Here is a 20,776-nt window from a genome sequence, read left to right on the forward strand (position 1 = left end):
CCAGTAACGATTGCTATTATAGCGCAAAAGAAAAAGGCAGCATAGCACGCTACCTTTTCTGTTCGATCATGGGACTGTTACTGTTCCATTTGCCGGGCTAAAAAGCCGGCGGCAGTTTCCACTGCTTTATGTTCCACTTCGCTAAGTTCTTTTTCCTTGGATAAAATAATGACAGCTCCGATCGGATCACCGTTGGCCACAATCGGGCCAATCGTATACGACTTTAACGTTTCTGAAACTCCATCGACAAGCTCGACTTCTCCCTCTTCCGTATGAAGTACGGAATTGCGCTCTTCCATCGCCTTTTCCACTAATGAGCTGACATTTTTATTTAAATACTCTTTTTTCGACACACCCGCAACAGCGATAAAAACATCGCGGTCACAAATCAATACCGGCTGTCCTAAACTGTCAAATAGCGCTTCAGCATATTCTTTCGCAAAATCCCCTAATTCGCTAATTGGCGAGTATTTTTTTAAAATGACTTCACCATCACGGTCAACAAATATTTCGAGCGGATCTCCTTCACGAATGCGCAATGTTCTTCGAATTTCTTTCGGTATAACAACCCTTCCTAAATCATCAATTCGGCGAACAATACCTGTTGCTTTCATCTATAGATACCCTCACTTTCATCTAGGATTTGAAAAATACTCCGATGAATCCTTGTTATGGCGAATTCACCTTTGCTGTGATTAGTATCCTTCACAATCCAAGTTATATACGCGATGAAAGTGATTTTTTCAATTTTAGATAAAATTCCCCAACCTTCATTATCGCCGTGCTGTTTTAAACATAAACATTTGATTTAGGCAATAATCGATTTTTCGTCTTTGACACAGGAAAGTTCCTTTAACGTTTCGTATAAAATCATCAGCCACTCTTGTGGCTTGAAATCTTTAATATATAACACAATTTTTAATTTAGTCCCTTCCATTCCAAAGCCAAACAAGCGTCCGTATTGTCCGCCGATTTTTGATAAGCGCTGAATTTCAACATTCTTCGATGCGTGTTCAGCAAATAAAATTTCCACTTGCTGCTTTTGCTGCTTAATGGACTCGACACCGATTTGTTTAGCGAACACTTTCACTTCCGCTACTTGGAACAAGTAAGCGACTTCATCTGGATAATCGCCGAAGCGGTCCACCATTTCCTCACGCAGCGCTTCCACGTCTTCCATCGTTTCCACCGCTTTAAACCGCTTGTACATATCGATTTTTTGCAGCCCATCGGAAATATACGTATCAGGAATGTACGCATCGATTTCCAAGTCGATCGTCACTTCCTGTTTTTCTTCTTCCCGTTTGATTCCTTTTCGTTTCTCAATGGCTTCTTTGAGCATTTGCGAATATAAATCAAATCCGACGGAGTCGATAAATCCGTGTTGTTCCGCCCCTAATATGTTGCCAGCACCGCGGATCGATAAGTCGCGCATCGCAATTTTAAACCCTGATCCAAGTTCGGTAAACTCTTTAATCGCCTGCAGCCGTTTTTCTGCTGCTTCATTGAGCACTTTATCTTTCCGATACGTGAAATACGCATAGGCAACACGATTGGAGCGACCGACGCGTCCGCGCAGCTGATACAATTGCGACAGTCCCATGTAGTCAGCATCATAGACAATCAACGTATTGACGTTTGGAATGTCCACGCCTGTTTCAATAATCGTCGTCGTCACCAGCACATCGTACTGCCCCTCTAAAAACGCTAAAATCGTGGACTCCAATTCACTTTCTGACATGCGCCCGTGCGCAAAAGTAACACGAGCTTCCGGCACAAGCTGTGAAATTTCTTCCGCCTTCCTATCAATATCTTCAATACGGTTATACAAGAAAAACACTTGTCCGTCTCTAGCCAGCTCCCGTTCAATCGCTTCCTTCACGAGTTCAGGGGTATATTCCATCACATATGTTTGCACCGGAAAGCGATTTTCCGGCGGCGTTTCGATAATCGACAGGTCGCGCACGCCGATCATTGACATATGCAAAGTCCTTGGAATCGGCGTTGCCGTTAATGTCAGCACATCAATATTAGCCTTCAGCTGCTTGATTTTTTCTTTATGGGTAACGCCAAACCGCTGCTCTTCGTCGATAATGAGAAGCCCTAAATCTTTAAACTGGACATCTTTCGATAATAGGCGGTGCGTACCAATGACCATATCAATCGTTCCGTCTTTTAGCCCTTTGATCGTTTCCGCCTGCTGTTTTCTAGTGCGAAAGCGGTTTAACAGCCCGACGTTAATCGGGAACCCTTGAAATCGCTCGCGCACCGTTTCGTAATGCTGCTGTGCTAAAATCGTCGTCGGTACGAGAAACGCAACTTGTTTGCCGTCCATGATCGCCTTAAACGCGGCCCTTAACGCTACTTCCGTTTTTCCGTAGCCAACGTCGCCGCAAAGAAGGCGATCCATCGGCTTGTCGCTTTCCATATCGCGCTTGATTTCTTCAATCGAACGAAGCTGGTCTTCCGTTTCTTGATATGGAAACGCCGCTTCAAATTCCCGCTGCATTTCTGTATCCGGGGAAAACGCGTATCCTTTGCTTGCTTCCCGTTCAGCGTACAGCTTAATTAAATCTTCAGCGATATCTTGGACAGACGACTCGACTTTCTTTTTCACCTTTTTCCATTCGGAACCGCCTAATTTGTAAATCTTCGGCTCTTTCCCTTCAGAGCCTACGTATTTTTGCACTTGATCAATTTGATCGACTGGCACATATAACGTATCGCTGCCTTGATATTGAATATGGATATAATCTTTATGCACACCGTTAATCTCTAATGTTTCGATTCCTAAATATTTACCGATACCGTGGTTGACATGGACCACATAATCGCCGACTTGCAGTTCCGAATAACTTTTAATCCGCTCCGCATTCGATAATTTTTGGCGGCGAATCGGTCTTTTTACCCGTTTTTTAAACAACTCTTCTTCCGTAATAACTGCCAGCTTTTGCATCGGCAGTTCAAACCCCGTATTTAAGTCGCCTTCGAGCACCTGATATTTGCCGTGCATCAGCGTCGCGTCCTTGCTTAACGGTGCAACATCGATTTCATAGTCTTCCAACACCGATTGCAGCTTTTTCATCCGCTCTGCGCTCGGCGCCAAAAAGACCACCGCATAGTTGGCTTTTTTCCATCTTTCTAGCTCGGATTTTAATAACGACATTTGCCCATGGAAATTCTGCATTTGTTTGCAGGAAATATTGACAATGTTTTCTGGATGGGTATGCGGGACATGCCGCAAAAATAAGGATAAATAAATCCGCTGTTTGCGGTGTTTTTGCAATAATTCAGAAAATGAGTGAGAAATTGGAACATCATGAATGATTTTCCCATTGCTAAGCAAGCTGGTGTACCATTCTGCCTCTTCTTTATCTAAATTTTCGGCCGCCTCTTGTAATCGGCTCATTTCATCCATCAGCAATATGCCATTTTCCGGCAGGTAGTCTAGCAAACTAGCAGGCTCTTCATAAAAGAGCGCCATATATTTATATTGTTGTTCAATTTCCTGTCCTTGTTTTAATTGCTCAAGTTCTGCCGACACATGTTCTAGCAATAGTTGCTTTGCTTTCTCATCTTTTAATTTATGGAGACTTTCCGCCAACCCGGCTTCAATTCGCTCCAACCCCCGCTCTAGCATCTCGCCGTAAACAATCATTTCATCAGCCGGTCCGATGGTTATTTGCTGCACTTCATCACGTGAGCGCTGATCATCAGCGGTGAACGTACGAATCGATTCAATTTCTGTATCAAATAACTCAATCCGATACGGAAATTCCGCTGTTAATGGATAAATATCAATAATACCGCCGCGAACACTAAATTCCCCAGGAGTCGATACCGTCGCTACACGCTTATACCCCATTTGGACGAACAGCTGTTTATAATGGTCAATATCGATATCCTGGCCAACCGTGAATGTGAATAGATGATCCCTCCATAACGATGCAGGAGGAAGCAAACGCCGCAATCCAGCAACCGGACAAATAACGATGCCTTGTTGCTGTTTCGTCCAATAATTCATCACTTCTAAACGCTGCGCCTTTAATTCTGGGCTAGCGATCGCCATTTCCGTAGCAATGACCTCATTGACCGGATAAAGAAACACCTCTTCCGCCCCGAGCAATTGAACAAGATCGTCATACATTTTTTGCGCGTGAAACAAATTATGGGTAACAGCCAAAATCGGCCTATTCGTTTCCTTGTATAATGTCGAAATAAAAACAGACCGGGCCGAACCGGATAACCCGGCAACGAGCTGTTCTTTCAATCCTGCTTTCACGCCTTCGATAATGGAACGAACATCTTGATTTTCAACTAAATAGCGATGCAACGAAAGCACCCCTATTCTCCCTCCTCTCAATAATTATTGTATTTTTCTGTTGCTATATTTGTATACAAACGAACCGTTTTATTCCATATAGATACATATATGGATATATTTATAAATAAAAAATACAAAAATGCTTTGGTTGCCCAAAGCCCCGTTAATGAATAAACTTCTCATACTGATGTAACTCTGGATTTCTTGTCAACGCCTCTTGGCAATCTTCGCAAATGGTTTTTACGTGAATATCGCCATTCGGCTGATACGAAATCATCTCCAAGCGTTCTTCCTCTGTCAAGTGATGAAATCCCAATTGTTCACTATATATGGAAACTTGATCAATCGTCCCTACTTTCGTTCCGCAGTGCCGGCAATAATAATGCAATGCCATTGCAATAAACCTCCTAAAGGGTGTATTCCATACTTTCATTTTGCACCGATTAGGAGGAAAATATTCACGCATTGAATTCATTCATCACTTGTAGAAATGGCGCCGTCACCGCTTTTTCACACGCATCAGCCGCACGCAGCACCGCCTCCGTCACTGCGCTGCTCTCTTCTTTGGTGAAGCGTCCTAATACATAATCCGTTACTTTTTGTCCGTTGCCCGGGCGCCCAATTCCGATGCGAATTCGTTTCAATTCTTGCGTGCCCAGATGTTGGATTAATGACTTAATGCCGTTATGTCCACCAGAGCTTCCTTTCATGCGAAGGCGAATTTTCCCAGGAGGGAGATCAAGATCGTCGTAGATGACAATGATATCATCGACATCAATGTGATAGTAATCCATTAACGGTCGAACGCATTCCCCTGATAAATTCATATATGTCAACGGTTTGCATAATGCTACTTTTTCTCCAGAAATAATAGCAGAGCCCAGCATTCCGCGGAATTTTGTTGCTTGAAAGGAAATATTCCAGCGTTTTGCCAGTTCATCGATGACCATAAAGCCAACGTTATGCCTCGTTTGTTCGTATTCTTTTCCCGGATTCCCAAGCCCGACAAATAGCTTCAATACTCAGTCTCCTTTCTTTGCGATGATACTACAAAAGACGTAACCGAAAACGGTTACGTCCGGATTTATGATTCTGGAGTCGTTTCTCTTCCTTCTTCAGCGCCAGGATGACCAGGTTCTTGCTGTTCGCCGCTATGAATTTCCTCCTCCTGTTGTGGCGGCAAGATCGTCGCAATCACTTCAGAAGGATCATCGATAATTTCATATTTTCCGTCCGTGTTAATATCTCCCACCGTAACCGTATCGCCTATTTGAAGGTGCGAGATGTCAATATCAATCGACGGTGGAATATTCGCCGGCAATACGCGGATCGTTAATTGATGCAGATTTTGCTGCAATACGCCGCCGTCTTTTTCTCCGGCAGCTTCACCAATCAAACGTACATCAACATCAATATCTACTTCTGTCGACATATCTACTGCTTGAAAATCAGCGTGAAGAATATTGCCGCGAAGAGGGTCTCTTTGAATCTCGCGCAACAGGACGGTATAATCGTTTCCGCCCATTTTCAGCGTCATTAAGCTATGGCGCCCACCTTCACGGATCGTTTTTTCAAGTTCTGCACCACTGACAAAAATCATTTTATTGTCAACATTTTTCCCATACAATATTCCAGGAATGTTTCCTTGCAAACGAATGCGTCGAAGTGTGGAATGTTTTCTGTCCGTGCGTTCTTTTGCTTCTAGTACGATAGCCATGTTTCCTCACCTTCCTGAATTAGAATTAGAATCTATTTGATACTTTATCCTAAAACAAGAAGGTCTAAACATGTTTTTCCATTAATCGAACAATACACTGACAGACTTCATTTCATACACGCGGGTGATGGCCTCCGCAATCAGCGGTGCAACTGACAGCTCTACAATTTTACCAATTTTCTTTTCTTCTGGCAACGCAATTGTATTGGTAACAACCAGTTCTTTGATTTGTGAATTTTGAATGCGTTCAATTGCTGGACCGGACAGCACTGGGTGCGTACAGCACGCGTACACTTCTTTCGCTCCGCTTGCGACCAGGGCGCTGGCGGCCAATGTAATCGTTCCGGCCGTATCAATAATATCATCAATTAAAATAGCAGTTTTCCCTTCTACTTGTCCAACAATATTCATGACTTCCGCCACATTTGGCTTTGGTCGGCGTTTATCAATAATAGCAATCGGTGCTTTTAAACGATCAGCAAGTTTTCTTGTCCGCGTCACGCCGCCGTGGTCTGGAGAAACAACAACGATATCATCGAGATTTTTGCTTTTAAAATAGTCTGCTAAAATCGGAACACCCATCAAGTGGTCGATTGGAATATCAAAAAACCCTTGAATTTGCGGCGCGTGCAAATCAAGCGTAATCACACGCGAAGCTCCTGCCGTTTCCAATAGATTGGCCACCAGCTTCGCCGTAATCGGCTCGCGGGAGCGCGCTTTCCGGTCTTGACGGGCATAGCCGTAATACGGCATCACAATATTAATCGTCCGTGCCGAGGCCCGTTTTAACGCATCGATCATAATTAATAACTCCATTAAATGCTCATTGACCGGGACGCTCGTCGATTGAATGACGAAAACATCATCGCCGCGGATGCTCTCCTCAATGTTAATTTGAATTTCCCCGTCGCTGAAACGAGAAACAGAACATTTGCCTAGTTCCATTCCCATAATTTCCGCAATTTCTTCCGCCAACTTCATGTTTGAATTTAACGCAAATAATTTTAGGTTGTGATGACACTCAGACATGATAGGCCTCCACTAAGAATTTTTCTTGATCGACAGACGGTCGACATAGTTTTCTTTGTTCACTTGCCGCGCGCGGGCAATCGATAATGCGTTCCCAGGAACATCCTCGGTTATGGTGGAGCCGGCAGCAACATAAGCGCCTTTTCCAATCGTCACAGGAGCAATTAAATTGGCATTACAGCCAATAAACGCCCCATCTTCAATTTTCGTCATGTGTTTGTTTTTTCCATCATAGTTTACGGTAATGGATCCGCAGCCAAGATTGACATTGGCCCCGACTTCCGCATCGCCGATATAGCTTAAATGCGATGCTTTGCTTCCTTTGCCAAACGTTGATTTTTTCACTTCGACAAAATTGCCAATGCGAACTTCGTCATCAATTTTCGACAATGGGCGAATGTGGGCAAATGGCCCAATCGTGACCCCGCTGCCAATTTCGCTGTCATGCGCAACAGAGTGGCGAATGGTGGTGCCATTTCCAATCCAACAATCTTTAATTTCCGAGTTTGGTCCAATCGTACAATCTTCGCCGATGATCGTTTTCCCTTCAATGACCGTCCCCGGATAAATCACGGTGTCACGGCCAATTTGCGCCTCAGCGGATATATACGTATGGGCGGGATCAATAATCGTTACCCCGTTCATCATATGTTTGCGACAAATCCGCTCGCGCATAATTTTTTCTGCTTCGGCGAGGGCAACACGGTCGTTTACCCCAATCGTTTCTTCAAAAGATGGAGCTTTGTACGCGGAAATGATACTTCCATTTGATTTTAAAATTTCAATGACATCGGTTAAATAATACTCGCCTTGTACATTATTGTTCGATACATGTGTAAGCGCTTCAAATAAAGACTTGTTATCGAAGCAATATGTCCCTGTGTTAATTTCTTTGATGGCACGTTCTTGTTCGCTTGCATCTTTATGTTCGACAATTTTTTCAACATTTCCATGAGAATCGCGAACAATGCGGCCATATCCGGCAGGATTATCTGAAACTGCTGTCAAAATCGTTGCTTTTGCATTGGTCGCAAGATGATGATCAAGCAAAGCTTGCATCGTTTCAACAGTAATTAACGGTGTATCTCCGCATACAACAAGCGTTACTCCATCTTTTTCCCGTAAATAAGGGGCTGCTTGCATCACTGCGTGCGCCGTTCCTAATTGCTCTTGCTGAAGGGCATATTCGCTTTGGTCGCCCAGCTGCTGTTTTACTTGTTCCGCTCCAAAACCGACAACCGTAATAAGCTTTTCTACTCCCAGCTGCGAAACTTGGTCCACTACATGCTGGACCATTGGCTTGCCGCAAACAGGGTGCAATACTTTGTATTGTTTCGACTTCATTCTTGTCCCCTGTCCAGCCGCCAATATGACCGCATATCGTTTTACCATATATAAGGCCTCCAATTACCTTTTTATCCATAATTGAATATATCTCAATTAATATTGTATTTCAAGGAAACATTCATTTTTCCAAAATAAAACAAAATAAAATGAGCCTGTCCATTGGCACAGGCTCACTTTTCATATTTTTACGAAGCGCCAGCTTCTTCAAGTTCTTCTTCCAGCTTACCTAAGCGATGATACTCAGCTAATATTGCCTCTTGAATTTTTCCGCGCGTGGCTGAGTTAATCGGATGTGCAATGTCGCGAAATTCTCCATCTGGAGTACGCTTGCTTGGCATGGCGACAAACAATCCGTTGTTGCCATCGATGACGCGGATATCGTGGACAACGAATTCGTTATCCAATGTGATCGAGGCAATCGCTTTCATACGTCCTTCGGTATTTACGCGGCGTAATCTTACGTCAGTAACTTCCATTATGTTCACCACCTTTTCCCTATATCAGACTTGATTATTTTTATTCCACATGTTTTCTCTATTTCCTTCTTTTTTCGAAAATTTTTTATAAATAAACATACCTAGTACATAATACGCAGCATCCTTGGCTGTTTAGGGAAAAGGCAGATGATGGAAGTTTATTGGATCAACGCGACTACTTCAATTTCGACAAGCGCGTCTTTCGGCAGTCTCGCCACTTCCACGCACGAGCGCGCCGGTTTATGATTTGTGAAATATTGACTATATACTTCATTCATTGCTGCAAAATCATCCATGTTTTTCAAAAACACCGTCGTTTTGACTACTGTATCAAGCGATGCACCAGCCGCTTCCAAAACGGCTTTTAAGTTTTGAAATACTTGATGTGTTTGTGCTTTTATGTCGCCTTGTACCATCTCTCCTTCGGGAGTGAGCGGAATTTGCCCCGAGCTGTAAAACATGTTATTGATGATAATTCCTTGCGAATACGGACCGATCGCCTGCGGCGCTTTATTCGTTTCTACTTTTTTCATTTTGTTTGCTCTCCTTTCTCGTTTATCTATTCCATAAAATGCGTGTAATTTCCTGCTTTTACGGTAATTTGTTTTTCTTTGACATCCACCGAAGACAATCTCACAAGCGAAATATATTCGTCTACGAGCCGTTCTTTCGTTTCTTCCGATTCGACAAGAACACCGATACCGGAAAGTTTCGCGTTAAACTCATTTAGCAAATTTACCATGCCGTTTACCGTGCCGCCCGCTTTCATAAAATCGTCGATAATTAATACATTGGCTCCTTCCGCCAAGCTCCGCTTCGCCAGCACCATCGTTTGGATGCGCTTTGAAGAACCGGAAACATAGTTGATGCTGACCATCGATCCTTCCGTTACTTTATTGTCATGGCGGACAATAACAACCGGAACATACAAAAAGTGGGCGACCGCATAAGCGAGCGGAATCCCTTTTGTCGCAATTGTCATGACGACATCGACCGGCCGATCGGCAAAAATGGACGCATAAAGTCGGCCGATTTTATTCATAATACGAGGGTCACCGAGAATATCGGTCATATATAAGTATCCACCGGGCAACAACCGGTCCGGGCGCGATAGTTGCTCGCATAAATATGTCACAATTTCTTCCGCTTCCTGCTTCGACATTTTTGGGATATATTGTACGCCGCCAGCCGCCCCCGGCAACGTTTTAATCGTTCCGATCCCCTGCTGTTCAAACGTTTGTTTAATAATGGCTAAATCCTCGCTAATCGATGACTTGGCCGATTCGTAACGCTCCGCAAAAAACGTAAGCGGAATAAGCTGATGTGGCCGTTCAAGAAGATAATGGGTCATATCCACTAAACGGCCGCTGCGCCTTAACTTCATAGCGGACCTCCCAAAACCGAATATTATAAAATAAATATATCAAAAATGTACGTGTTTAATCAAGTGGATAACGCTCACCTAATAAACGAACCGCGAATACTTGCTCACAAAAACCACGAAGCCCGTTGTAAATGCGCTGCATTCTCGAATCATGCTGGACGAGTCCGAATATCGTCGGCCCGCTGCCGCTCATCAATACCGCATCTGCCCCAAACCGTTTCATTTGTTCTTTAATATGCGCTACTTCCGGATACTTTTTCAACGTTACTTCTTCTAATACGTTTCCGACCAGTTTGCAAATCGCCGCATAATCCTGGCACCTAATCGCCTCTACCATGGCATCGACATCCGGATGCGCCACTTCCCCCACCTTTAAATTCCGATACACTTCCGCGGTAGAAACGCCAATGGATGGTTTTGCCAACACAACCCAGCATGGAGGCGGTGAAGGAATCGGAGTAATTTTTTCGCCGCGCCCGGTGGCAATCGCCGTTCCGCCGTAGACGCAAAACGATACGTCAGAACCGATCTGCGCTCCCAATTCCGCCAATTCATCAAGGGTAAGCCCTAAATTCCAAAGCTTATTTAATCCCCGCAATGTGGCGGCGGCATCGCTGCTTCCCCCCGCTAGCCCCGCCGCTACCGGGATATGTTTTGTAATCGAGATCGCTACACCTTTTTTAATGGAAAAGGTCTCCTTTAATAACTTTGCCGCTTGATACGCCAAGTTGCGATGGTCATCCGGAACGAAACGATTTTGCGAAATAATTTGTATCGTATCCTCCGTTGGCAAAGAAGTTAATTCAATGCGATCCGCTAAGTCAATCGTTGTCATTACCATTTTCACTTCATGATATCCATCCGGCCGCTTATGTAACACGTCCAATGACAAATTAATTTTTGCTGGCGCCTTTACTAATAGCCTCAAACGCTTCACCTACTTTAACGACTTCCCAATTTCTTAATAAATCCATTTTACCATAATACCATAAATCATGAGTGTTGAGCATATTTCATCCACTCATATGAAACAATATGAAAATGGTAGCACACAAAAGCCGAAGCGGTCATGCTTCGGCTGTCGCGGCGTTTTTTATTTAATGTGGCGTAAAATGGCGTTACTCTGTCTTTGCGGCCAGCTGTCTTTCTGCTTTTTCAATCGCCAATTTCACCATATTTCCGGCGTCTTTGGCGCGGATGGCTCCCCAGCCTTCTCGCTGCACAACATCATAAAAGCCTAATTCTTTTGCCAATTCTTCTTTAAAGCGTTGCGACATAATTCCACGGCGACGACCCAATGTCAGCAACCCCCTTTAATTACCGCGACAGTTTTAGTATGAAAAAAAACAAACCTCTTTATGTTAACCTATTTATGACAAAACAAAAAGCAGCAAACAAAATTGTCTACTGCCCGCCTGCTTTATCATCATCTAAAAATGTTAATTTTACCGTTTCTGTCAATACGTCCGCGTAACTAAATGATACTCGCTCAAATGTGTTTTCTTTCTGATCGAGTTCAATCACAAATACTGATGGATACGTTTCTGCTAATATTCCACAGCGTTCGATCGTCTTTCTCCGCCCACCGTTTGCTCGCAATGTCAAACGTCTGCCGATATTAGAATCCAGTGTTTTTTTAATATCGGATAAAGTTTTTGGCATTCACTATCCACCTCGCTATTTTTATTATAACAAAAGTTATCTTCGAAGTCAAAAACAAAAATTATATCAGTGTGTTTTCATTACTGTCAATGCATATTTTTCTACAAAATTCCTCTTTTTATGTATATTATGGCACTTTTGTGTAAAAATATGTATCCATTAAAAATAAAAAACCGCCTTTTTATATGGCGGTTTTAATCCCCTATTTCCTCCACTAAACGGAAAGGCATTCCCGTACGCAATACCCCCCTTGTTTCTATCCCCCCAAGCCCTTTTTCTCCGGTCAATGTATTGCGGAGCACATCCCAAACATCGACAGTTTCTATAAAAGGGGTAAAACTAATCCGTGAAACAATATAGACGGGGTCGAGCGCATGAATGTTTACTCGTGCCGGGGAACTGGCAAAGTTGGCACCGGCGCGGATCAGTGATTCAAAATGGGATTGGCATGCCCCTGCGAAAATAATAAGCTGATCAAGATGAGGAATTTTTTTGCGCGCTTCCTTTACCGTCTGCACAAAATGTTTCGAGTGGCGGTATGCCTTTAAATCATTTATTTTCCCTTTTGATTTCGAATAAGAATCATGGCCGGTAATGACTAAAATATCCGGGCGAAACTGCTCAATCAGTGCGCCAACTTTTTCCGGCATTTCAATTTCCTCGCAATACACTCCATATACCGGCACGCCAATTCGTTCATATAAATCCAAACATTTTCGCAAATATAAAGGGTCACCGTCCAGATGAAGGACGCGACCTGGAATTTGAAAAAAATCCTTTTCCGTCCGGTATCCCCCAGTTGCCCTATATTCGATTTTTTGCTTCATCGCATGATGGTCTTGGCGAAACAGCTTATACGACTGTTCAATAAGCTCTATTTCCTTTTTCTTTCTTTCCTGCTGTTCCCGTTCATCAATAACGACTAAATCACTGTAAGGGGCATCCGCGATCAGCCTTACATCTTCACCGTATAAAATCGCTTCCTTTTCGTCCCCTTTTTCTTTTATATCGATCACGCGAAACAATAAATCACATTGATACGACTTTCTCGCCACAATATCACCGACTTTGACGTCCATCACCCATCACTCCATTATGAAATAAATGCCTACTAAGTACCATATGCATATTCGGACAATAGGTGATAGACATTGTTTTTTCCCTTTTCTTTATTAGCCAAAAAATGCGCCTACACGTTGATCAACATGGTGCGCAATACATTGCTCAGTGTGGCAAATTCTCCCATCGTCAGCGTTTCTCCCCGGCGGCGCGAGTCGATACTTGCATTGGCCAAGGCGCGTTCGATTTGCTCTTTCAACGTCTTTCCGTTCGGCAAGTTGTTTACTAAATTGTTTAAAATCGTTTTCCGGCGCTGCGCGAAGCTTGCCCGCACTACTTGAAAGAAAAATGCCTCATCATTTACCTCGACGGGCGGCTGTTTTCTCTTTATTAATCGGATCACGGCGGAATCGACGTTCGGCTGTGGGATAAACACCGTCCGCGGCACCGTCATGACGACCTCTGCTTCCGTATAATACTGAACTGCAATAGACAGTGATCCATAATCCTTTGTTCCCGGCTTGGCAGCCAGGCGGTCAGCTACTTCTTTTTGCAGCATCATCACCATGCCGCGAATTGGCAGACGGTCTGTCAGCAGCTTCATAATAATCGGCGTGGTGACATAATACGGCAAATTAGCCACCACCATAATATCGGTTACGTTTGTAAACTCGTCCGCGATCACCTGGTGAATATCCGCTTTTAACACGTCTTGATGAATGATTCGCACATTTTCATACGGGGACAGCGTATCGGCCAAAATCGGCAACAGCCGCTGGTCTATTTCAAAGGCGACGACTTTTTTTGCCCGGCGCGCCAATTGCTCCGTCAGCGCCCCAATTCCTGGGCCGATTTCAATCGCTCCCGTTTCAGCGGAAATTTCCGCGGCATCGACAATTTTCCGCAAAATATTCGTGTCAATTAAAAAATTTTGTCCTAAGCTTTTTTTGAAGGAAAACCCGTATTGATCCAAAATTTCCTTTGTACGCCTTGGTGTGGCAATATCTTTATGCATCATCTGTTTCCTCCTGCATCACTTGCTCTAAAGCTGCATAAAACGTTTCCTTGGAGATTTGAAAAACTCTCAGTCGCTTGTAAAGCTGTTTTCCGTTCGCATAGCCGATTTTCAGCCTTTCCCCTAATCGCTGCCGCCGCTTTTTCGCCAACTCCCCGCCGATTAAACCGGCAGCGACAAGTTCATCAAACGTGATCTCTTCCTTCCACTCCGTTGTTTCTTCATACACATTTGCTAACGCTTGGCGAATATCTTCCACCGACGCATGTTCAACGCCGATGCCTTTGCCGTTTTTCGCTATCGCCGCTTTTCTTGGCAAAAAAGCATGTTTGCATCCCGGCACATGCTGGGTAATCGTTTTGCGAATTTTTTCCCCTGGAAAATTCGGATCAGTAAAAATAATGACTCCGCGTTTTTCTTTTGCCAACTTAATGCGCTCAATAATTTCTTCACTGATCGCCGCTCCGTTTGTTTCAATCGTATCTGCATCAACGGCGCGCTGAATCGCCGCTGTATCGTCTTTTCCTTCGACAACGATAATTTCCTTAATTCTCATCGTCAATATGCAGAAATTATTTTCTCATTCCGCCGTGGGAATAAGTCTTTTTTCCTATTTCTGCAATGCCTCCTTTCCGGTAAAATAATGGGTGGGTAGTTTTCCGTTGCCCATGAAATGATATATTTATTTTGCGCAAAATCAGTGAAACTTTTTTCGATTTTCTCCGTCTAAATGGGTAGAAATATCTTTCTCCATTATAACGAAAAAGCAGAGGGTGAAAAACCCTCCGCCTTCTTTACTCTTTTATTGCAAAACCCTTATTTTTACGCGTTTTCTACCCCAACGAAGCGCATCTGATTTTTCAGGCATAAATAAATCAATTTTATAACCGTGAATAGCTGAACCTGTATCTGCAGCGATAGCATATCCATACCCTTCTACGTATACTTTTGACCCGAGTGGGATAATATTTGGATCAACCGCAATCACTTTTAAAGAAGGATTTGCGCGCAAATTCATTCCCGTTCTCGTGGTTCCCGAACAACCTTCGCAATACGCGGTATAAGCCGTAGCTGTCACATAAAACTCTTTCGCCACATCATTTTGGCCGCGTGATGTTGGACGGCTTTGCACATTCGCAGACCGTCTTGCAGTCATTTTTGTGCCAACAGCGACAATGCGAGTTTGGCTTGCTTTAATCGTCTTTGCCGCAATTAATTTACGCGATACTTCTTTTCCATTTTCCAATATTACTTCATATGTTTTCGCAACAATCCCTTTTTCTCCAGGCTGGATAATGCGCCGCTCTCCTTTTGGCAACGTGGCATCTTGTTTCGTGACGACTGCAAAATCCACTGGTTCTTCCACTACATCGGTGACTTTTTTAACTTTTACCACATTAACGACCATATTTTCTTTTACATTTTCATGTAGAGATGGCTCTACACGGTCCAGTTCGTCTAGTTTTATTCCTTGGTGTTTCAAAAAGTCAGCGACAGTAGTCGAAGTTGCCCATACTTGTTGTTGTTTACCGCCGACGTTTAGCTGAACAGGAAATGCTTTTTCGACATCAATTTCCATTCCTTTTTTAATCTTTGTGTCTAGCGCCGGGGTTGCTTTGTCATGCTGTTCCATTTTAATATGCTGCGAGTTTAATAGCTCAGCAACGTCCTTTGCAGTCGTCCATACTTTTCTTTTCTTCCCGTCTATCGTTAAAGTTACCGGCTTGCTTGCTTCCCAAACGATGTTTAAATCATCGGTAATGGGCGTATTTAAGGATGGATAAACGTAATCTTCCTTTCTCGGCTTAATATTTTGCTCCTGCAGCAATTCTTTTACTGTTTTTGCATGCGTTCGGATCTCCTGTTTCTTTCCGTTCATGGTTAGTGTTACATCATCCTTAGCTATTTCATATCCAGCGAATCCAGTTGTTGCTGAAAAAGCTATAAAACTACTAGCAGTAACGGTAAAATTTTTCCTCAATGAATTGGAAATTTTCCTCATATTAGGTGACATGAGATAAAACGCCTCCTTCTTCCGCTAATATTCCCCTCTCCTTTTCACATGTACGCATAAACACACTCTATTATGCAGAAAATTCAGTTAAAAGGGAAGGAAGACTTGTCGACATGTTTATCATATGTAAAGTTCTAAATTTGTAGAACTTCTTTTTATTCGATCATGTTAGACAAGTCCCCTTACCAATTGACAAAAGATTTTAGCGATTGATGCCGAATAATTTTTTCGCATTCTCTGTCGTCGCTTCGGCTACTTCCTCAAAGGAAATACCTTTAATCTCAGCGATCGCCTCCGCTACGTATTTGACGTAGCTCGGTTCGTTTCGCTTTCCACGGAAAGGATGAGGCGTTAAATATGGGCAATCCGTTTCAATCAATAAATGCTCAAGCGGAATTTGGGCCGCTACTTCTTTCGGTTTTTTCGCGTTTTTAAACGTTACCGGGCCGCCAAGAGAAATAAAGAAGTTCATATCAATGCATTGTTTCGCCACTTCCACACTTCCGCTGAAGCAATGCATAATTCCGCCCACTTCGGCAGCGTTTTCCTCTTTTAAAATTTGCAAAATATCCGCTGTTGCCTCGCGGTTATGAATAATAATCGGCAGTTTTACCTTTTTTGCTAAAGCGATTTGCCGCCGAAATACGTCCTGCTGTATTTCCTTTGGTGATTTATCCCAATAATAGTCTAATCCCATTTCTCCCAACGCCACTACTTTCGGGTGAGCTGCTAATTTTTCGATCATATGTAAATCATCATCTGTCATATCGATCGCATCAACGGGATGCCAGCCGACGGCAGCATAAATAAAATCATATTGTTCCGCTAGCTCCATCGCCCGCGCAATCGTAGGGCGGTCAAAACCGACGACGACAATATGAGAAACCCCTTCGCTAATGGCGCGATCAATCACTTCCTGCAAATCCTCGTTATATTGCATCGCATTTAAATGCGCATGTGTGTCAAAGAGCATAATAATAACCCCTTTTCTACCTTGTTGTTAAGTGTAACATAGAAATCCATTACATATGTCACAGGTTGTTAACAATTCCATTACAAAATGACAACAAAGAGGTGTCGTGTATCTAAAACACCACACCTCTTATGTTTGTCATTATTTTATTTTTGTCCCATTTGGAATCGTTTTATCAACGGTAGCGATGGAAAGTACTCCGTTTTCTTCCCCGGCGAGAATCATGCCTTGAGACAATTCGCCACGCAGTTTCACTGGTTTTAAATTCGTTACACAGATGACTTTCTTGCCAACGAGTTCTTCTGGTTTGTAAAACTGCGCAATTCCTGATACGACTTGACGTTTTTCATAACCAAGATCAAGCTGGATCTTCAACAGTTTATCCGCGTTTTTTACCGGCTCAGCGTGCAGTACTTCTGCGACTCGCAAATCGACTTTCATAAAATCATCAATCGTAATTTCTTCCGCTTCCGGCTTTTTCTTTTCTTCTGTTTGTTTTTCCGGTGCACTGCCTTGCATATGCGCTTTAATATATTCTACTTCTTTTTCGATGTCCAGACGTGGGAATAGCGGTTCCCCTTTTGTCACTTTCGTGCCTTCTTTAATGAGGCCGAACTCGTATAAGCTGTCCCATTGTTTTAACTGTTCATCGACAATGCCAAGCTGCGCGAAGATTTTTTCCGGCGTGCGTGTTAAAAACGGCTGTAACAAAATAGCCACATGACGAAGCGATTCAGCCAAATGGGTCATAACAGACGCCAACTGTTCTTTTTTGCCTTCATCTTTGGCAAGCAGCCAAGGTTGCGTTTCGTCAATGTATTTATTCGTCCGGCTAATAAGCTGCCATACGGACGTAAGCGCAATGGAAAATTCCATTTTCTCCATCGCTTCTTCATATTGTTTCACCGTTTCTTTTGCCTTTTCGACAAGATCGTTGTCGAATGCGGTTTTCGCTCCACGATATGGCGGAATCATGCCGTCAAAATATTTTTCAATCATCGCTACCGTGCGGTGCAGCAAGTTTCCTAAATCGTTGGCTAAATCGTAGTTAATGCGTTCGACAAACCCTTTCGGAGTGAACACCCCGTCAGAGCCGAACGGAACTTCACGCAACAAATAGTAACGAAGTGCATCCAATCCATAACGGTTGATTAATGTAACTGGATCGACGACGTTTCCTTTTGATTTGGACATTTTTCCGTCTTTCATTAGCAGCCAGCCGTGCGCGAATACTTTTTTCGGCAGCGGCAGATCGAGCGCCATTAACATAATCGGCCAATAAATCGTATGGAAACGGACGATTTCTTTTCCGACTAGATGAACGTCTGCCGGCCAGTATTTTCGAAACTTCTCATCGTTATCCGTACCATATCCTAATGCCGTAATGTAGTTTGTGAGCGCGTCAATCCATACGTAAATGACGTGTTTCGGATCGCCAGGAACTTTAATGCCCCAGTCGAACGTCGTGCGTGACACCGCCAAATCTTCAAGCCCTGGTTTAATAAAGTTGTTAATCATTTCATTTTTGCGCGACTCTGGCTGAATAAACTCCGGATTTTCTTCATAGTATTGCAAAAGGCGATCGACATATTTACTCATTCTAAAGAAATACGATTCTTCTTTCACTTTCTCTACCGGACGACCGCAGTCCGGACAGTTTCCATCAACGAGCTGTCGTTCCGTATAAAATGATTCGCACGGTGTACAATACCATCCTTCGTATTCACCTAAATAAATATCACCTTGTTCGACAAGACGCGCAAAAATTTTTTCTACTACTTTTTTATGACGTTCTTGCGTCGTACGGATGAAGTCATCATAAGAAATATCGAGCTTTTTCCATAACTCTTGGATGCCTTCGACAATTTCATCGACATATTGTTGCGGGGTTACCCCTTTTTCTTCCGCTTTTCGCTGAATTTTTTGCCCATGTTCGTCCGTGCCCGTCAAATACATAACATCATAACCGCGAAGACGTTTATAACGCGCCATCGCATCGCCTGCTACGGTCGTATATGCATGGCCAATATGCAAGTTTCCGCTCGGATAGTAAATCGGAGTCGTAAGATAAAACGTCTTTTTCTCCATCTTCATACCTCCCTATTCTGTTAGAACAAAAGCCCTCGCCCAACGGACGAGAGCGATGTTACTTCTATTTTACATAATTTTTTTCATTCTACAAAAACATCTATTTCTCCTGTGAGAAAAAAATATACATTATGGGTATAAAATTGCGTCATATTTCGACAAAAACAGACGAATCCTTATAGAAGGATAAGAATAAATAGCGATTGTACCACCTAGCAGATGAATCATACATTTATCACTTTTCATAGGGAAAAACTAGGGAAAAACGAATGCCATTCGCATACAGCCATCTTTTTTTTAAATAATTTAATAATAATATACATTTTTTTTTAATTTTACATATAAAAGGATTGACGTATAATGGAAATGCTGATATGATTAGGATGTAGGAAATTTGTCGAATATTGACGAATAAATCCTAGCAAAATAAAAAACTATTTTTTTGGAGAGGGGGAAACATTCCATGAAATCAACAGGTATTGTCCGCAAAGTCGATGAGTTAGGCCGTGTCGTAATTCCGATTGAATTACGTCGTACGTTAGATATTGCCGAAAAAGACGCATTGGAAATCTACGTAGATGACGATCGCATCATTTTGAAAAAATATAAACCAAATATGACATGCGTCGTCACTGGCGAAGTTTCTGATGACAATTTCAAATTAGCCGGCGGTAAAATTATTTTAAGCCGTGAAGGTGCAGAGATTCTTTTAAAAGAAATCCAAGAACATCTGCAACAATCGTCTGGCAATAACGATCATAAATAAAAGAGTTTCTCTAGCTTTTTAGAGAAACTCCTTTTTTTATCGGTTATGATACTGCTGATAGACATCGCGTTTCGACATATTTCGATCTTTTGCCGTCTGTTTAATCGCATCTTTTGTCGAAATTTGTTTCTCCCTCATATAATATTCTACATGCTCTACTAGTGTCAGCGAATGCCACCATGCTTCTTCTTTCTCGTTATCCGCTTCCTGTGCCCCTTCAATAATCAAACAAAATTCTCCGCGAATTTCATTCGTTTCCGCCCATTCCACCGCCTCACTCAAATTGCCGCGAATGAACTCCTCAAACCGTTTCGTCAGCTCACGGCAGATCACAGCACGACGCTCGCCGAAGACTTCATACATCATAGCCAGCGTTTCTTTTAGGCGATGGGGAGCTTCATAAAAAACCATCGTTTCGCGAATCGTTTTTAATGATTCCAACTGCCGCTTTTTTTCTTTCTTCGTTCGCTCGAGAAAACCGAAAAAATAAAAGTGATCGGTCGGCAGCCCCGACGCAACAAGCGCGGTTAAGGCTGCGTTGGCGCCAGGAAGCGGAACAACGGCACACTGCTCTTTGAGCGCAGACACAATCAGTTCATGCCCTGGGTCGGAAATTCCCGGCATCCCGGCATCGCTAACAAGCGCTACCGATTTTCCTTCTTTCAGCCGCTCCACAATTTGCGGTCCACTCGTATATTTATTATGTTCATGATAGCTGATCATTGGCGTATGAATTTCAAAATGGGTTAGCAGCTTTTTCGTTTGCCGCGTATCTTCCGCCGCAATCATATCGACTTCCTTTAAAATGCGCACCGCTCGAAACGTCATATCTTCGAGATTGCCGATCGGCGTCGGAACAATGTATAGTGTTCCTTTATTTGCATGATCGGTAAAGCTGTTTTGCTGCCACAGCATGTTCTTC

General features: G+C 43.1%; 21 protein-coding genes. 1 reads left to right on the forward strand and 20 read right to left on the reverse strand.

The genetic code is table 11. The features are described 5' to 3' along the window. Window positions 1-77: 77 nt before the first annotated feature. The 19 genes from spoVT to metG form a co-directional block, all read right to left on the reverse strand. Complete coding sequence (gene spoVT, locus BDD39_RS01065; RefSeq protein ID WP_166907367.1) at window positions 78-614, reverse strand: stage V sporulation protein T; 537 nt, start codon at window positions 612-614, stop codon at window positions 78-80. 194 nt (window positions 615-808) lie between these two features. Beyond that, entirely contained in the window at window positions 809-4,342 is a 3,534-nt protein-coding gene (gene mfd, locus BDD39_RS01070; protein WP_166907369.1) for a transcription-repair coupling factor, read from the reverse strand. Between the two features lie 145 nt (window positions 4,343-4,487). Further along, window positions 4,488-4,718, reverse strand: a complete 231-nt coding sequence (fin, locus tag BDD39_RS01075) for an anti-sigma-F factor Fin (protein WP_017434478.1) — start codon at window positions 4,716-4,718, stop codon at window positions 4,488-4,490. A gap of 64 nt (window positions 4,719-4,782) precedes the next feature. Then, window positions 4,783-5,343, reverse strand: a complete 561-nt coding sequence (pth, locus tag BDD39_RS01080; RefSeq protein WP_166907371.1) for an aminoacyl-tRNA hydrolase — start codon at window positions 5,341-5,343, stop codon at window positions 4,783-4,785. Window positions 5,344-5,408: 65 nt separating this feature from the next. Next, window positions 5,409-6,041, reverse strand: coding sequence for a 50S ribosomal protein L25/general stress protein Ctc (locus tag BDD39_RS01085; protein ID WP_166907373.1), 633 nt, complete (start codon window positions 6,039-6,041; stop codon window positions 5,409-5,411). An 81-nt stretch (window positions 6,042-6,122) separates the two neighbouring features. After that, window positions 6,123-7,070 carry a ribose-phosphate diphosphokinase gene (locus BDD39_RS01090; RefSeq protein ID WP_166907375.1) on the reverse strand — a complete coding sequence of 316 codons (948 nt, stop codon included), beginning with the start codon at window positions 7,068-7,070 and terminating at the stop codon, window positions 6,123-6,125. A 12-nt stretch (window positions 7,071-7,082) separates the two neighbouring features. Then, window positions 7,083-8,462, reverse strand: coding sequence for a bifunctional UDP-N-acetylglucosamine diphosphorylase/glucosamine-1-phosphate N-acetyltransferase GlmU (gene glmU / locus BDD39_RS01095; protein ID WP_166907377.1), 1,380 nt, complete (start codon window positions 8,460-8,462; stop codon window positions 7,083-7,085). A 140-nt stretch (window positions 8,463-8,602) separates the two neighbouring features. Then, on the reverse strand, window positions 8,603-8,893 hold the full coding sequence (spoVG, locus tag BDD39_RS01100) for a septation regulator SpoVG (protein WP_003247437.1): 291 nt from the start codon (window positions 8,891-8,893) through the stop codon (window positions 8,603-8,605). A 158-nt stretch (window positions 8,894-9,051) separates the two neighbouring features. Then, a complete protein-coding gene (locus tag BDD39_RS01105) occupies window positions 9,052-9,426 on the reverse strand; it encodes a RidA family protein (RefSeq protein ID WP_166907379.1) in 375 nt (124 codons plus the stop codon). A gap of 26 nt (window positions 9,427-9,452) precedes the next feature. Continuing rightward, window positions 9,453-10,277, reverse strand: a complete 825-nt coding sequence (gene purR, locus BDD39_RS01110; RefSeq protein ID WP_166907381.1) for a pur operon repressor — start codon at window positions 10,275-10,277, stop codon at window positions 9,453-9,455. 55 nt (window positions 10,278-10,332) lie between these two features. Beyond that, the gene (gene ispE / locus BDD39_RS01115) at window positions 10,333-11,205 is read right to left on the reverse strand and encodes a 4-(cytidine 5'-diphospho)-2-C-methyl-D-erythritol kinase (protein ID WP_166907383.1); all 873 of its coding nucleotides are present in this window, start codon (window positions 11,203-11,205) and stop codon (window positions 10,333-10,335) included. A 190-nt stretch (window positions 11,206-11,395) separates the two neighbouring features. Continuing rightward, window positions 11,396-11,575, reverse strand: coding sequence for a small, acid-soluble spore protein, alpha/beta type (locus tag BDD39_RS01120; RefSeq protein ID WP_166907385.1), 180 nt, complete (start codon window positions 11,573-11,575; stop codon window positions 11,396-11,398). A 106-nt stretch (window positions 11,576-11,681) separates the two neighbouring features. Further along, on the reverse strand, window positions 11,682-11,939 hold the full coding sequence (gene veg, locus BDD39_RS01125) for a biofilm formation stimulator Veg (RefSeq protein ID WP_166907387.1): 258 nt from the start codon (window positions 11,937-11,939) through the stop codon (window positions 11,682-11,684). A 194-nt stretch (window positions 11,940-12,133) separates the two neighbouring features. Continuing rightward, complete coding sequence (gene yabG / locus BDD39_RS01130) at window positions 12,134-13,018, reverse strand: sporulation peptidase YabG (RefSeq protein ID WP_166907394.1); 885 nt, start codon at window positions 13,016-13,018, stop codon at window positions 12,134-12,136. Between the two features lie 110 nt (window positions 13,019-13,128). Further along, complete coding sequence (gene rsmA / locus BDD39_RS01135; protein WP_166912194.1) at window positions 13,129-14,013, reverse strand: 16S rRNA (adenine(1518)-N(6)/adenine(1519)-N(6))-dimethyltransferase RsmA; 885 nt, start codon at window positions 14,011-14,013, stop codon at window positions 13,129-13,131. Continuing rightward, complete coding sequence (gene rnmV / locus BDD39_RS01140; RefSeq protein ID WP_166907400.1) at window positions 14,006-14,569, reverse strand: ribonuclease M5; 564 nt, start codon at window positions 14,567-14,569, stop codon at window positions 14,006-14,008. Before rnmV ends, rsmA begins: the two co-directional genes overlap by 8 nt. Window positions 14,570-14,815: 246 nt before the next feature. Beyond that, on the reverse strand, window positions 14,816-16,027 hold the full coding sequence (locus BDD39_RS01145; RefSeq protein WP_166907404.1) for a G5 and 3D domain-containing protein: 1,212 nt from the start codon (window positions 16,025-16,027) through the stop codon (window positions 14,816-14,818). A 202-nt stretch (window positions 16,028-16,229) separates the two neighbouring features. Continuing rightward, window positions 16,230-17,000 carry a TatD family hydrolase gene (locus tag BDD39_RS01150; RefSeq protein WP_166907406.1) on the reverse strand — a complete coding sequence of 257 codons (771 nt, stop codon included), beginning with the start codon at window positions 16,998-17,000 and terminating at the stop codon, window positions 16,230-16,232. 141 nt (window positions 17,001-17,141) lie between these two features. Beyond that, window positions 17,142-19,088 carry a methionine--tRNA ligase gene (metG, locus tag BDD39_RS01155; RefSeq protein WP_166907408.1) on the reverse strand — a complete coding sequence of 649 codons (1,947 nt, stop codon included), beginning with the start codon at window positions 19,086-19,088 and terminating at the stop codon, window positions 17,142-17,144. Between the two features lie 463 nt (window positions 19,089-19,551). On the opposite strand from metG, the gene BDD39_RS01160 reads away from it, so the two are divergent. Continuing rightward, window positions 19,552-19,854, forward strand: a complete 303-nt coding sequence (locus BDD39_RS01160; RefSeq protein ID WP_166907410.1) for an AbrB/MazE/SpoVT family DNA-binding domain-containing protein — start codon at window positions 19,552-19,554, stop codon at window positions 19,852-19,854. A gap of 36 nt (window positions 19,855-19,890) precedes the next feature. On the opposite strand, the gene rsmI is transcribed toward BDD39_RS01160, so the two are convergent. After that, complete coding sequence (gene rsmI / locus BDD39_RS01165) at window positions 19,891-20,769, reverse strand: 16S rRNA (cytidine(1402)-2'-O)-methyltransferase (protein ID WP_166907412.1); 879 nt, start codon at window positions 20,767-20,769, stop codon at window positions 19,891-19,893. Between the last annotated feature and the right edge of the window lie 7 nt (window positions 20,770-20,776).

Source organism: Saccharococcus thermophilus (assembly GCF_011761475.1).
In the GTDB taxonomy this organism is placed as follows: domain Bacteria; phylum Bacillota; class Bacilli; order Bacillales; family Anoxybacillaceae; genus Saccharococcus; species Saccharococcus thermophilus.